This window comes from Flavobacterium sp. W22_SRS_FP1, from assembly GCF_052113685.1.
Lineage (GTDB): Bacteria > Bacteroidota > Bacteroidia > Flavobacteriales > Flavobacteriaceae > Flavobacterium.
This window is the reverse complement of record NZ_JBGQOE010000042.1, coordinates 1-15,323: the sequence shown is the minus strand read 5'-3', so window position 1 is coordinate 15,323 and position 15,323 is coordinate 1. Positions and strand designations below refer to the sequence as shown.

12 protein-coding genes are annotated in these 15,323 nt (G+C 33.6%); 8 read left to right on the top strand and 4 right to left on the bottom strand.

Annotated features, from left to right (window positions below):
* The 3 genes from ACEN2H_RS14955 to ACEN2H_RS14945 all read right to left on the bottom strand — a co-directional run.
* The coding region (locus ACEN2H_RS14955; RefSeq protein WP_441733736.1) for a hypothetical protein at positions 1-2,191 on the bottom strand (2,191 nt) is incomplete at its 3' end.
* Positions 2,192-2,193: 2 nt separating this feature from the next.
* On the bottom strand, positions 2,194-2,934 hold the full coding sequence (locus ACEN2H_RS14950; protein WP_441733734.1) for a hypothetical protein: 741 nt from the start codon (positions 2,932-2,934) through the stop codon (positions 2,194-2,196).
* Positions 2,931-3,410, bottom strand: a complete 480-nt coding sequence (locus tag ACEN2H_RS14945) for a T9SS type A sorting domain-containing protein (protein ID WP_441733732.1) — start codon at positions 3,408-3,410, stop codon at positions 2,931-2,933. Before ACEN2H_RS14945 ends, ACEN2H_RS14950 begins: the two co-directional genes overlap by 4 nt.
* Positions 3,411-4,315: 905 nt before the next feature.
* On the opposite strand from ACEN2H_RS14945, the gene ACEN2H_RS14940 reads away from it, so the two are divergent.
* A complete protein-coding gene (locus ACEN2H_RS14940; protein ID WP_441733730.1) occupies positions 4,316-5,056 on the top strand; it encodes a helix-turn-helix domain-containing protein in 741 nt (246 codons plus the stop codon).
* Positions 5,057-5,116: 60 nt separating this feature from the next.
* Here ACEN2H_RS14940 and ccsA read toward each other — a convergent pair whose 3' ends face one another.
* Positions 5,117-8,308 (bottom strand): cytochrome c biogenesis protein CcsA, encoded by a 3,192-nt coding sequence (ccsA, locus tag ACEN2H_RS14935; RefSeq protein ID WP_441733729.1) that lies wholly within the window; start codon positions 8,306-8,308, stop codon positions 5,117-5,119.
* 197 nt (positions 8,309-8,505) lie between these two features.
* Here ccsA and ACEN2H_RS14930 point away from each other — a divergent pair, with 197 nt between their 5' ends.
* The 7 genes from ACEN2H_RS14930 to ACEN2H_RS14900 all read left to right on the top strand — a co-directional run bounded on the left by ACEN2H_RS14930 (position 8,506) and on the right by ACEN2H_RS14900 (position 15,158).
* Positions 8,506-9,279, top strand: coding sequence for a Rossmann-like and DUF2520 domain-containing protein (locus ACEN2H_RS14930; RefSeq protein WP_441733727.1), 774 nt, complete (start codon positions 8,506-8,508; stop codon positions 9,277-9,279).
* Positions 9,263-9,790, top strand: coding sequence for a KdsC family phosphatase (locus ACEN2H_RS14925; RefSeq protein WP_441733725.1), 528 nt, complete (start codon positions 9,263-9,265; stop codon positions 9,788-9,790). The genes ACEN2H_RS14930 and ACEN2H_RS14925 overlap by 17 nt, the downstream gene beginning before the upstream one ends.
* A 60-nt stretch (positions 9,791-9,850) precedes the next feature.
* Positions 9,851-10,777: a geranylgeranylglycerol-phosphate geranylgeranyltransferase gene (locus tag ACEN2H_RS14920; RefSeq protein ID WP_441733723.1), complete on the top strand. Its 927-nt coding sequence runs from the start codon at positions 9,851-9,853 to the stop codon at positions 10,775-10,777.
* Entirely contained in the window at positions 10,770-11,354 is a 585-nt protein-coding gene (locus tag ACEN2H_RS14915) for a Maf-like protein (protein ID WP_441733721.1), read from the top strand. The genes ACEN2H_RS14920 and ACEN2H_RS14915 overlap by 8 nt, the downstream gene beginning before the upstream one ends.
* A gap of 10 nt (positions 11,355-11,364) precedes the next feature.
* The gene (locus ACEN2H_RS14910; RefSeq protein ID WP_441733719.1) at positions 11,365-11,895 is read left to right on the top strand and encodes a mechanosensitive ion channel domain-containing protein; all 531 of its coding nucleotides are present in this window, start codon (positions 11,365-11,367) and stop codon (positions 11,893-11,895) included.
* 173 nt (positions 11,896-12,068) lie between these two features.
* On the top strand, positions 12,069-13,256 hold the full coding sequence (locus tag ACEN2H_RS14905) for an AI-2E family transporter (RefSeq protein WP_441733717.1): 1,188 nt from the start codon (positions 12,069-12,071) through the stop codon (positions 13,254-13,256).
* An 81-nt stretch (positions 13,257-13,337) separates the two neighbouring features.
* Positions 13,338-15,158, top strand: coding sequence for a hypothetical protein (locus ACEN2H_RS14900; protein ID WP_441733715.1), 1,821 nt, complete (start codon positions 13,338-13,340; stop codon positions 15,156-15,158).
* Positions 15,159-15,323 lie beyond the last annotated feature (165 nt).

Here is a 15,323-nt window from a genome sequence, read left to right as displayed (position 1 = left end):
TAGAGGTTGTTACTGAAAGATCAGCTAATTTTCCTGTGCTAACATTTAAATCAGCAATCTTAGGTGTAGTTACTGCAAGATCAGCTAATTTTCCTGTGCTAACATTTGCATCAGCAATCTTAGATGTAGTTACTGCAAGATCAGCTAATTTTCCTGTGCTAACATTTGCATCAGCAATCTTAGAGGTTGTTACTGCAAGATCAGCTAATTTTCCTGTGCTAACATTTAAATCAGCAATCTTAGCTGTTGTTACGTTTGAATCTAATATTTTAACTGTAGTTACTGCATTATCAGCTAGTTTTTCTGTAGTAACATTTAAATTAGCAATCTTAGAAGTAATTACATTTGAATCTAATATTTTAACTGTAGTAACTGCATCATTTGCTAGTTTTCCTGTGGTAACATTTGAATCAGCAATCATTGTACTAACAATTTTGTCTGCCCCAATAGCCGAAACACCAGTATTGCTGAGTGTAACATCTCCTGAAACGGTTCTTTCTATGCTTGTATTTGCACCATCCCCGATATAAATTTTTCCATCAGCCAAAGTACTGATGTCTTGTATTGCTAATTTATTTAAATCCTCACTAGCTTTAGCTCTAATTGTTTCCGCGATAATTGCATCTGCATTTACTACTTCTGCAGCTTTTGCTCTTGCTACTTCAACTGTAATTGCATTAGCATTTGTCAATTCTGCTAATCTAGCGGCTGCAACTTCAGCACTTAAACCATCCCTTAAAACTGATTCTGCTAATCCTGCTCTTGCAGCTTCTGCCGTAATTGCACTAGTATTTGTAGACTCTGCTAATTTTGCTCTTGTAGATTCTACTGTAATCGCATTAGCATTTGTAGATTCTGCTGCTCTGGCTGTTACTGCTTCTGCAGCAATTAAGCCAGTGTTTACTGACTCCGCAGCTTTTGCTCTTGAGGTTTCTGCTGTAATTGCATTAGCATTTGTCAATTCTGCTAATCTAGCAGCTGCGACTTCAGTACTTAAAGCATCTCTTAAAACTAATTCTGCAGCTCTAGCCGTTGAAGCTTCAGCAGCTAAATTATCTGTTAAGACTAACTCTGCTGCTCTGGCTTTTGTAGCTTCTGCTACGATTGCCGTTGCGTTAGCAATTTCAGCCGTTGTTGCTCTTGAAACTTCTTGTGACAAGTCATTTGTTAAAACTAATTCTGCTGCTCTAGCAGTTGTAGCTTCAGCAGATAAATTATTTGTTAAGACTAACTCTGCTGCTCTAGCTTTTGTAGCTTCTGCTTCAATTGCAGTTGTATTAGCAATTTCAGCCGTTGTTGCTCTAGAAACTTCTTGTGACAAGTCATTTCTTAAAACTAATTCTGCTGCTCTAGCTTTAGATACTTCAGCAGCTAAATTATCTGTTAGGACTAACTCTGCTGCTCGAGCTGTTGTAGCTTCTGCTTCAATTGCCGTTGCGTTAGCAATTTCAGCCGTTGTTGCTCTTAAAACTTCTTGTGATAAGTTATTTGTTAAAACTAATTCTGCTGCTCTAGCCGTTGTAGCTTCAGTAGCTAAATTATTTCTTAAAACTAATTCTGCTGCTCTAGCCGTTGACGCTTCAGTCGTTATCGCATTTGAGTTCACATTCAAAGCAGCTTGTGCAGCGATACTTATAGGCTTATTTAGGTCAGATGTATTATCAACATTCTCAAGACCTAAATTTGTTTTAGCACCAACAACTGTTACTGCATTGGTACCCCCATTTTCAATAGGAACAACACCTGTTACATTTTCAGCAGAATTTGCTGTAAAGGAATAAGGAACAGAAGTAAATTCTTGATTACTGATCTCTGTAAATGATGAACAGCTACCGCTAGTGCTTATAGACACTACTAAATTTTTCTTATATGGTCCCCAATATATATCCAAGAACGAGGAAGCATATCCTGCGTTCTGCTTACCAGATCCTATGATTAAATTAACCATCCCATAATCATCGGTTTTAGTTTGGATAATCTCTTGGTATTCTACCTTCGAAAACTCATCTACAAAACCAAAAAGCATACAAACATCAGTATTCACTAAAGGAATGCTAGTATTATTTTTTCCCGGTAACATTTCTCCATCTGGATTAAGTATGACAGCTTGATACGTAATTCCATTCGTTTGAGCTTGAGAAAAACTTACGGTGGAAATAAGCAGTACAATAAATAGTATAATTCTTTTCATAATTAATTGATGTTAAAATGAAGTCCAAATTGAACTTGATTGGTATTGAATGATAACTTTTCTTCTGACTTATTTGAGAAATTAAAACTTTGACAAAAATTGTAACCTACACTTGTTGAAACACGTGATGTTACATAATATTTAATTTTCATTCCGACATTCGATCCAACGAAAACCCCTGAAAATTCTTTTTCTTGTAATAAGTCATAATAGATACCGTCTATTTGCTGCTTACCATGAACTATAGTAGCCACTTTAGCTCCTGCGTTTAATAAAACATCAAAACGTCTTAAAGAAAGTGCCCTGTAACCACTAACATCTGATTGTATATTGACTGGCTTATCTTTTCCAGTTTGGTCTGCAGCAGCCTCAGCTTTATCCTTCCTACCTTTAACCACAGCCTTGACTGGTTTTAATTTATGAGGAAACAACGAAAGTAAGACCCCAGAATCTACACCTACAAACTTTGTGTCCCATCTGTAGGTACTTGTATTTGTTGAGCCAATCGCATTATAATCATTAACAGAAACTCCTACCGAGTAAAAGATTCTCTTTCCTATAATTGGATTAATTAAACCTACCTCATAAAAACTACCAGAGCCACTTTGTAAGTTCGAACTCATTTTGATAATACCCACTTTATATTTATAAGCTGTAAGATTAGTTCCAGAGTACATATAGGACTCTTGTGAAAAAATCTGAAACGAAGCCATTAAGGCAATAAATAATAAATACTTTTTCATAAGTTTTTTAAGATTTGGGTATAATAATTGAATTTTTTAGATTTTAACCTGACTAAATAATTGGACCTGGGTAAGAATGCTAAATCGATTGTTAGGAGAGGACCGTCCATCTCCTCGTCTTTCTGAAATACGATTCGACCATTAATATCAAAAACATAAATGGAGACAACCTCAACTACAGTTTCAGGAAATCTAAAATTTACGATATCTACAAAAGGATTTGGATAGGTTAGAATATTGCTTAATCCTTGCGCTTTGTTAGCTGCAATATACTTCTGCCAGATACTCTGCTGAAAACCTTGACCTACTGTCATCTCATCACTATCATAATTACCGGATCTACTCAACTGCCCTATTGTCTGTCTCACCAAAGTACCGTTTGATGTTTTACTCGTTGTACCCTGAGAAGATATCATCTGGTGGTGCAAAACCTGGCCGTAAAAAGAAATACTGAAAAACAAAAATAAATACTTCATCCTATCTTCTTTAAAAACTAATAAGGCACTTTTTGCGCACTTAGTCGAACAAATGTAGCACTTAGTCGATTAAATTAACCGTACAGTTTTTTCATTTATCAGTAAATTCTATGATTTTAATTTTTTTAGTAACTAATTTTAAACTTTTAGTAACAAATTAAACAGATAAATATGAAGCGAAACACAACAATTGATAGTTTTAGACATACTGAATCTAACAAAAAACTATCCCTAAGGAAATATGATGAACTAAGATGGTCACCAAAAAAGTATTATTTCTTACTAATTTATTTCTTTTTTAACTGAAACCTTGACGAAAAGATAATTGCAAAATGACCAATTAAAATAAATCATTATTATGTTAAAAAAAATATTATATCATCAACTATTTACAGATTTATAGAAATAAAATCATCTGCATAATCTAATCAAATGTGACAATGCTAATTCCTTTTCTAATTAAATAATTTAACATTCTTAATATGTTTCTATATCTACTTCAATTAAATACGGGTTTGTTAGGTTTTTTGACCCTCTTTCTTCTTCAGATAAGATCCAAATCAAATGTATTGGTAAACATCTATTCACTAATTACTATACTCCTGATTTCCACCCGCTTTACCGCAATAGGACTTATTCAATTACTCCAAATTGAACCTTTGCAGCCAAGAAATTTAAATTATAATGGCATTTTCATACTTATAATACCTTGTTTATATCTGTATTTGAAAACTTTACTATTAAATAGGAAGGTTTTTATAAAAACGGATTTAATCCATTTTATCCTGCCTACTATATTCATTATATACAATATACTTTTATATCCTTTTAAAAGTACCATCGCAATACCAAGCAGATTAACTTTATTTAGCTTGTTCCTTATATATGCTTGTACTTATTGGTTTTTGAACTTCAATTTAATTGGTAAAAATATTTGGTTTAACGACAATAAAGTTAGGATTGTAAATAAGCATACTAGGTTAATTAATAAGGCTGCTTTATTTTTATTCATTATTGCTACAATAAACATTTTGCGTGCTTTACTATCTCTGTATTTTCAAATATTTAATGAAGACCCTTTTATTGATATTGATTACATTTGGGTACCTGCTCTAGTCTGGACTATACTATTTATAAAAATTTTAATATCCCCAGAGCTATTATATGGCTACAATCTATTTATCGATATTATCAAAAAAGACAATATTGAGCAATTAGAGCTAGCTAACGTTTGGATTATAAACTCGAAGAAAGAGATTTATAACCCTCAGAACATTAAATTAAAAAAACAGATTGATAAAAACATAATAAAATATATTGCTGAAATTGAGAAAAGAGCTTCAGATATTGGATCATTTAAAGACTGTAAATATTCCTTATCTGAACTAGCACAAGATCTCAGAATTCCAAATAGCCACTTAAACTACGTCTTTAAATATCATTGCAAAATATCCTTTTTAGATTATAAAAAGAATATTCGAATACGGCATTCGATTGAGCTGCTTCAGTCTAATTATTTAAGGACTAGCACCTTAGAATCATTAGCAAGAGAAGTTGGTTTTGCCTCTTATAATCCCTTTTTCTGCAGTTTTAAAGATATAACAGGCCTATCCCCAAAGGAGTATGTTGTACAATTAAAGGCTTAAAAAAAAAGGTTCAACTCTGAGAGTTGAACCTTTTTGTTGTTTTAAACAAAATAAGTAGACTTATTTTTTATAATACTTCTTGTACTTTGGGTATGTGATAGTCCCAATAAATGAGATTGTTCCTAATGAATACCAAATCCAATTTAGCGAATGTGCTTCTCCACTAGCATACGAGTGCAGTCCCACTAAGTGAAAGTTCACTCCATAATAAGTAAATAATATAGATACAAAAGCAAACATACTCATCAAGTTAAAAATCCATTTTCCTCTTAGTGAAGGAACAAATCGAGCATGAATAACAAATGCATAAACCATAATACTAATCAACGCCCAAGTTTCCTTAGGGTCCCATCCCCAGTAGCGTCCCCAGCTTTCATTGGCCCATTGTCCTCCTAAGAAGTTACCAATAGTAAGCATGATTAAACCTACGGTTAATGCTAATTCATTGATATAAGTTATTTCTTGGATATTTAAATCCATTTTTGCCTTGTTCTTTTCATTGGTAAAAAAGATCAACAGTAAAGAAACAAAACCTAAAATCATTCCCAGAGCAAATGGTCCATAACTCGCAACAATAACCGCCACGTGAATCATTAACCAGTAAGAATTAAGTACAGGCTGTAAATTAGCTATTTCTGGATCAATCCAATTCATGTATGCCGCTGATAGAATCATTGCTGACACAAATGCGGCAGAAGCTACCGTCAGTTTAGATTTAATATCAAATGCCAGACCAAAGAACATGGTTGCCCAAGCTACATAAACAATGGCTTCGTAAGCATCACTCCAGGGCGCATGGCCCGAAATAAACCAACGTGCAGCTAAAGTAAGCGTATGCATCACAAATAATATAGCAATTATTACATGCATCGTGTTTACGAGAATACGAACTAACTTATTTTCTTTAAATATTTGAACTATTGTAAAAAACAACATCAAGATTGAAGCTAAAATATAAGCGTAAGGTAGTTTTTGAAGTATATCGTATTTGTTATACAGTATCTCCATTGTGATTTTTCTTTCAGTTGGCATTACTTCACTACCAAACTTCTTTTGAAAACCATGGATACTTTCTACTAAATCATCTGCATTCTTATAATCATTAGATAGCGAAGCATTATTTAACGAACCAAAATACAAGGGCAAAACACTTTTTGTGTATGTAGAATCCATTCCTTTTAGCCCCGCCTCGCCTAGTTCTAAAGATGAGACCCATTTATTATTGGGATCATTTGGAATAGGGAAAATCTTTAATATTCTTCCACTTAAAGCAGATTCCATTAAATTTACTTTCTTATCCGTTTCAATAAAGTCTTTTTCAAACTGATTTGGGTTTGCAGCTTTATACGCAGCATCTAAATAGGGAGATAGTTTATAGCTGCCTTTTTCATCAAAAAAGGCCACAAATGGGGCAGTCTTAGCTTTCGCGTCAACACCTATTATCTTACGAATGCTATCATTTCCGCTTTTGATGTAAATCAAAGGAACTTCAATCCAAAATTGTGCATACTGCGACATTGACAGAAATACCTGATCGGAATTCATACCCTTATAATCATTAGAATGGCTTACCTTTCTTAGTAATTCAGAAGAGAACGTATTGATAGGTTTCATTCTTCCACCTGCATCTTGGATAACTAATCGTCCAAATTTCGACGCATGTGCTTCAGTAACTTTAAATTTATTGAGTAAAGAATCTATTTGCTTTTCAGTAGGACCTACTCGCGTGTGGTTACCGTTTTCCACATGGTCTTCATGACTTCCAGCGGCATCATGCTCATGATTATGTGTTTGTGCAAAACCATTCAAACTCAGCAACAAAACTAAGACAGTGATCAATTTTGATTTTTTCTCTTTCACCACTTCTAGTTTTCGTCTTAAATCTGCAAAACGAGAGTACTTGGTAAACATGATGCTCATCATGGCAAAAAACAACATAAAATATCCTGCGTACGTTATTGCTGTACCCCAGAAATCATGGTTTACTGATAATACTGTGCCCTTTTCATCTGGGTCAAAAGAGGCTTGAAAGAAACGATATCCTTGATAATCTAATACATTATTCATGAATATTCTGGCATCAAAAACTTCTGAGGAATCTTGAACAGTAACTTTACTTTCAAAAGAAGAATAGCTTTTTTCCGTTCCCGGATATTTTGTAGCTATAAAATCGTTTAGTTTGATTTTGAAAGGTAAAACATAGGCTTTACTCCCATAGAAAAAAGTATAATCTATCGCTCCTATGGTTACTGTTTCAAACTGTCCCACTTTTCCTTTTGACCCCACAACGGTCACCTCTTTTTCTTGTCCTTCGGCCTTTACTTTCAACACCAAAGCATCTTCGTGATTTTTAGCTTTAAAATCGTTATTTGATTCATAAGCTATCACACCTTTAACTGCTGGGTCAGGAAATACAAATCGTTTTTCTCCAATGGTATAAAGTGAACGCATCATTAAGGGTTGTACAAGATCTTTAGTAACCTTCCCTTGTAATTTATCTGCCATTCGCATAAAATCACCTTCAAAAGGTGTATTAATGGTATATTCAGTTCCAGTTGTGTTTATGTTTATGGCTCCTTCGGTTGGTTTGTTCAACGCATACAAAACATTGTGAATATTTTGAACTTCGCCTTCTTTCAGAAAATGTTCTTCACGACCTCCGTCACCAGCTTCTACCAATTTTAAGTATAAAACACCTTTGTCATCTGCTTTTACATATTCTTTTGCCCCCATGATAAAATTCTCGTATTCCACTTCAAAAGAAGTATCGGCAAATTTATCAGAGATAGAAAAGTCATTATTTGTTGCCGGAGATAGAAGTAATTGTTTTTCAAAAACCCTACGTTTCATTTCACCTTTATATTCACCATCGATAAATACTGTTAGAAAAGTTTTATCAGAGTAAAACTGATTTTCGGCAGCTCCTTCCCGTATAGGCATCATTCCTTCATAACTAATATATCGAGTTACAAATGCCCCCAAAAGGATAAAAATAAAAGACATATGAAGCAGTAATGTAGCCCATTTTTCTTTTTTTAATAACTGGTACCGTTTAATATTACCGATGAAATTAATCAGGAAAAAAACGTGAATGGCCTCGAACCACCATGAGTTATAAACTAAAATTCGAGCTGTATCTGTATTGTATTTACTTTCGATAAAAGTTCCTGAACCCATTGCTATTGCATAAGTTACGAAAAGGATTGCCATTAAGCGTGTGGAAAATAAAAACGAGAAATATTTTTTATTCATTTGTAAGTAATTGCGTTTTTTAAAACTGATACAAAAGTACTTAAAAATCTTGAGTTCTATATTCGTCCAATTGTTAATTTAATCAAAAATTAAGCCTCTAAAACTCAAATAAATGATGGTATTTGTTGGCTTTTTTATCAAAAATGTATAATGCGAATAGTTGCGAGCTCTTTAAAAAAAAATGCTAATTTTGTAACATGCTTAAAGTAATTATTATCGGCTCCGGAAATGTTGCGCAACATCTAATTGTCGCATTCCAAAAAAACCAAACAGTAGGAACTGAAATTGAATTGGCACAAGTTTTTTCTAGAAAAAAAGCGCCCCTACTACAGCTTCTCGATTCTGATCAAATTACAACTGATTTTAGCGCTATTGAAGCTGCCGATCTATATATCATTGCCGTTTCTGACGATGCTATTGCCAGTGTTGCTGATCAATTGCCATTCAAAAACCGACTTGTTGTTCACACCTCGGGCAGTGTTGCACTAGATTCTTTGAATAAAAACAATCGCAGAGGCGTTTTTTATCCACTTCAGACTTTTACTAAAAACAAGGAAGTCGATTTTAAGAATATCCCTATTTGTTTAGAAAGTGAAAACAGTACCGATTTTCGATTACTAGAAAAAGTAGCTAAATCAATCTCAGAAAAAGTTTTTGCGATTAACTCCGAGCAAAGAAAAGCTTTGCATGTAGCGGCAGTTTTCGTAAATAATTTCACCAACCATTTATACCAGATAGGAAATGAAATTTGTGTGGAGCACCAGGTTCCTTTTGACATTTTAAAGCCTTTAATACTGGAAACGGCTCAAAAATTAAGCACGCTCGCTCCAGAAAATGCCCAAACTGGACCAGCAATTCGCAACGACAAGAAAACAATTGAAGCGCATCAGTTATTTTTGACAAATAGCAATCAATCAAATATTTATAAAACACTAACACAATCAATACAAGATAATGGCAAAAAGTTATAAAGAATTAATGAACGATATCAGCACTTTTATTTTTGATGTTGACGGCGTACTTACAGACAGCTCCGTACTTGTGACCACCGAAGGCGAAATTCTAAGAACAATGAATATTCGTGACGGTTATGCTATGAAAGCAGCGGTAGAAAGCGGATATAATGTATGTATCATTTCTGGCGGTAGTAACGAAGGAGTACGCGTACGGTTGAGAAATTTAGGTATTACCGATATTCATTTAGGAACGCCAGATAAAGTGGAAACGTTTAAAGAATATACTGAATTATATAGTATCAATCCTGAGCATGTACTTTATATGGGAGATGACATCCCAGATTATCATGTAATGAAATTAGTAGGATTGTCCAGCTGTCCTCAAGATGCCTGTTCAGAAATCAAATCTATATCAAACTATATTTCACATAAAAACGGTGGGAAAGGCGCTGCTCGTGATGTTATAGAGCAGGTGATGAAAGTACAAGGTAAATGGATGAGCCATTTTGACGGAAAGCTAGACTAGTACTCAAGATAACAGCAGAAAACTACCGCATACTGTAAATCTATAATCTAAAACTCAGCTATGGCCTTCCTCAATCTTATCCGATATCAAAATTTACTGATGTTGGCTTTCATGCAATTGATTTTTCGCTACGGCTTCTTGAAATTGCAAAACGTTCCCCTAGCCTTAGCAGAATGGCAATACGGATTATTAGTATTAAGCACTGTTTTACTAGCCGCAGCAGGTTATGTAATTAATGATATCTTTGATCAAGATACAGACATTGAGAACAGACCAAAAGAGATCATTGTAGGTCAAAAAATTACCGAAACAACTGCGTACAACATTTATTTTGCCTTAAATATTACAGGTGTTGTAATCGGTTTTTATTTGTCGAATGTCATTTTAAAACCTGGCTTTGCCGCTATCTTTATCCTGATTGCCGCTACACTTTATATGTACGCAACAAGCTTAAAACAAATGCTGCTTCTGGGTAACATAGTTGTTGCTCTATTGCTTTCGTTTAGCGTTATTATTATTGGTATATTTGATTTATATCCCGTTATTGACCAAGCAAATCAGCCGATAATGTCGAATCTTTTTTCCATACTTCTTGACTTTGCAATATTTGCGTTCATGATTAATTTAATACGGGAAATTGTTAAAGACTTAGAAGATAAAAAAGGAGATGAAAGTCAAGGAATGAAAACGGTAGCAATAGTTTTCGGAATCAACAAAACATCAAAATTAGCCTCCATTTTAGGGCTAATACCGGTAGCATTCCTTTTGGTTTATATCAACAATTACTTTGTAGCCAATAATTTATTGGCAACTACAATCTATGCTTTTGTTTTTATAGTGGGACCATTACTCTTTTTTAGTATTAAAATTTGGCCTGCCAAAACAAAAAAAGAGTTCAGCAAATTAAGTTTACTCCTAAAATGGATTCTGTTTTTTGGAATAATATCCATTGCCGTCATTACTTTAAATATAAAATACAATGCTTAAAAATAAATTAAAACAATACAAACTAATCCTTGCATCTGGCTCACCAAGAAGACAGCAATTCTTTAGAGACTTAGAATTAGACTTTGAAATCAGATTAAAAGAAATCGAAGAAATTTATCCAACCGAATTAAAAGCGGCCGAAATAACAAATTACCTGGCTGAATTAAAAGCCAGCGCTTTTGAAAGTGAGTTGAAAGAAAATGAAATCCTCATTACTAGTGATACCATCGTGTGGCTCAACGAAAAAGCTTTAGGCAAACCTAAAGACAAACAAGATGCCTTTGAAATTTTAAAGTCACTGTCCAATACTACTCACGAGGTGATTACATCGGTTTGTTTTAAGACTAATTCAAAAACGGATTTGCTACACGACATAACCAAAGTCACTTTCAACGAACTAAGTGACGAATCTATTCTTTATTATATCGACAATTTCAAACCATACGATAAAGCAGGAGCTTACGGCATTCAAGAATGGATAGGGTTCATCGCTGTCTCAAAAATTGAAGGTTCTTATGCCAATGTCATGGGATTGCCTGTTCACAAAGTGTACGATTATTTAAGTAAATTAGAATAAAAGGAAAAAAATGAATTTTATTAAAGACTTTGCATTGGAAGCTGTTGCAACCGGAATTTTGATGATTTTGGTAGTAACATCTCGAATTATTATTTCAAAACTCGTGAGACGTTTTGCTAGGACGACGCATAGAATCGAACATCGAACAAATCTGGTCATCAAATACATGCATTTGTTAACTACTATTTTGGCAATAATTGCGCTAATTATTATTTGGGGTGTTCAAACCAATGATATTATTATTGCTATCTCTTCTATCACGACGGTTGTGGGTGTTGCCATGTTTGCGCAATGGTCTATTTTAAGCAATATAACCTCTGGCATCATATTGTTTTTTTCATTTCCTTTTAAAATTGGAGATGTTATAAGAATTCATGATAAGGACTTTCCAATCGAAGCAGAAATTGAAGACATTCGTGCTTTTCATGTTGCCCTGAAAACCAAAGACGGCGAGAGAGTTATTTACCCTAACAACTTACTTTTCCAAAAAGGAATAGCCATAATGAAAGATCATTTTGAAGATCATGAGTTTGTAGATTAGGCAGCTTTTTTGTAAATAAATCTAAACTTAATGCCTTTTTATTGTAATTTCAGGCACTCTAGGTGGAAAATCTATAATAACATAACTTAAAAAACTCGGAATGACATACTATTTGTCAGCCCAACAGTAAACTAATACAGAAGGATTGATGCATTTTAAAAAACTTAGGTAGTATGAAAAACACCATCAAATATCCTTTTTATATCCGCCTTAGTTTTACTTTAATCTCTTTAATTAGTATTACATATATATTATACATTGGTCAAGCTGTGCTAATCCCATTACTGATGGCCTTTTTATTTGCTGTATTATTGTTACCAATTAATACTTTTTTGCAGCGTAGATTGCGTTTTCCTAATGGTTTGGCCGCCACAATAACTATACTAATTTTTGTATTAGCTTTTTTGGGCATCTTGGCATTTTTATCTTATGAAGTTACTGGTATAGCCAGCGACTTTGATTCTATTAAAAAAAACATCAACCTTTTTATAACTGATATCCATCGATTTATTAAATCAAATTTTAACGTTAGCATCTGGGAACAAAGAAAATACATGGAAGATGTCGCTCAGGATTCTGTTAAAAAAGGAAAAGAAACAATAGGCACAACATTAATTTCAGTATCCAATATTATTCTTGATATTACTTTAATTCCCATTTATACATTTTTGATTCTTTTGTACAGAACTCACTTTATGGTTTTTTTTACTAAATTATTCAGAAAAGAATACCATCCAAAAGTACAAGAAATACTAAGCCAAGTAAAAATAGCTGTGCAAAGTTATGTTTCAGGTCTTATAATCGAAATGATTACAGTATCTGTATTGACAAGTCTAGGCCTGTATATTATCGGAATCGAATACTTCTTACTATTAGGCCTAATTACAGGGATCCTCAACCTTATTCCGTACATAGGTATACTAATTGCAGGAATCTTAACCATTTTAGCTTCATTAACCGGCACTCCAGATGTATCTCTTATTCTGGGGGTAATTGCAGTAAATGTTGTTGTGCAAATAATCGACAATAACATTCTTGTACCCATTATTATCAATACCAAGGTTCAAATTAATGCCCTTGTATCTATTATTGGGATTATTATTGGAGGAGGAATTGCGGGAATTCCGGGAATGTTTTTGGCAATTCCAATATTGGCTATCGTTAAAATTATTTTCGACAAAATAGATTCGTTAGAAGCCTGGGGCTATCTGATGGGCGATAATTTACCCAAAAAATTCATTTGGCGACACAACAGCAAAAATAAAACTACCCCTAAGGAAGCCGCAACTGAAACCTCTGAAGAAAATTATCTTACGCCCAATAGTTATGATGATGCTGCAGAATCTAATAAAATGCCATAGTTTAATAACAATAGTCTTAGCTTTGTATTTCGATAACTCTGAAAAAAACAGCTTTTTTATTCTTACTGAAACTTATTTTTAATGTCTTGTAATCAAAAAACAATACTGCTTCTTTTGATGCTTTTCAGTGTTCAGAATACTTTTTCCCAAGAAAAAAAATCTGAACAAGACAGTACGAAGGTATATCAACGCCTCCAAAACTATTCTAAAAAAAATAAGTTTACGAAGTTTGTTCACGGTTTAATTTTCGCACCCACAAAGTCAAAAAAAACTATTTCAATTGTAAAACCTAAAAAAAGAGTACCCGCTGAAGACAAAATAATCCGCAACATCAATATTATTACACTTGACCCTTTTGGTTATTCAGATACTGATACAATAAAAAAACCAGGGAACTGGGGAGAAAGAACAGGGAATAGACTGCATCTAAAAACAAAAAAAATTGCAATAAATAATCTATTGCTTTTCAAAAAAAATACTCCCTATAATTTATTAAAAATTGAGGAATCCGAACGTATCATAAGAGCACAAAAGTTTGTTAACCGAGTATCAATTACAGAAGAGTTAATCAGTCCCCAATCAGACTCGATTGACATAAGCATACGTGTACTGGATTCTTGGAGTACAATACCCAAGTTTTCGGTTTCGGGTTCACAAAGTTCTTTGGGATTAATTGAAAGAAATATTTTTGGAATAGGCCATCAATTTGATTACCGGTTCACCAATAGAATGAGTGATGGCAAAAACGCAAATAATTTAGTGTATACCGTACCCAATATCAAAAATAGCTTCGTAAAAACAGTACTGAAATACCACATAAACTTAGATAATTATTATGAAAAAAGTATTGTCTTTGATCGTCCTTTCTATTCTCCTCTAGCAAAATGGGCCGCAGGAATCTCTTTAGACCAACGTTTTAGAAAAGACACTTTACAAGGGACTGATTTGAAATATGTATTCCAAAATTTCAAATACAGTTCACATGATTTTTGGGTTGGAAAAGCCGTCCAAATTCTTAAAGGAAGTACAATAAATGCAAAGACAACGAATTTAATTCTATCTGGACGGTTTTTAAATATTAATTATCAAGAGAGTCCTTCCCAATTATATGACCCTATCAATTTTTATTCAAACGAACAATTCATCCTATCTGGAATTGGGATCAGCACACGTAATTTTATTGAAGACAGATATATCTTTAGAAACGGGATTATCGAAGATGTTCCTGTCGGAAGAATCTTTGGATTAACACTAGGCTATCAAAATAAAAACAATGAATGGAGACCTTATTTAGGAGGTCAGGTTTCCTTCGGGAATTATCATAAATGGGGCTTTTTGAGTACTAACTTTGAGATAGGTACTTTCTTTAATCATTCCAAAACAGAACAGACTGCCTTTTCGTTTCAAGCTAATTATTTCACTAAACTCACCGAGTTTGGCAAATGGAAATTGAGACAGTTTGTTAAACCGCAAATAGTCGTAGGTTTAAACCGCCAAAGTTCGTTAGCTGACCGACTAAACATAAATGAAAATTTTGGAATTCAGGGTTTTAACAGTGCTGTTTATGGTACCAATAAAATGCTTCTGACTTTACAAACGCAAGCCTATGCACCAAACGATGTTATAGGATTTAGGATGAACCCCTATTTTAACTATTCAATAGCGTTATTGGGAAATAACCATAATGGTGTCAAAACAACAAAAGGCTATTCTAAAATAGGAGTTGGAGTAATCATAAACAATGACTATTTAGTGTTTAGTTCTTTCCAAATATCTCTTTCTTATTACCCAGAAATTCCATTCATAGGAGAAAATGTTTTTAGAACTAATGCTTTTGAAACTGGCGACTTTGGACTACAGAGTTTTGAGTTAGCCAGGCCACGGACAGTACTTTATAAATAAAGACACCTTCAATTATAGAGATAATTGGCTAGCATAGATCTACCTACAAATGCAATTTTAATTAAAATATGTAAAGTTTATACGTTTTTAACCCGTTGGGTGTAATTAAATTATTTGTGTTTTGATATTATTTATTGGTCTCTCAAAAATAAATTTATTGATGAA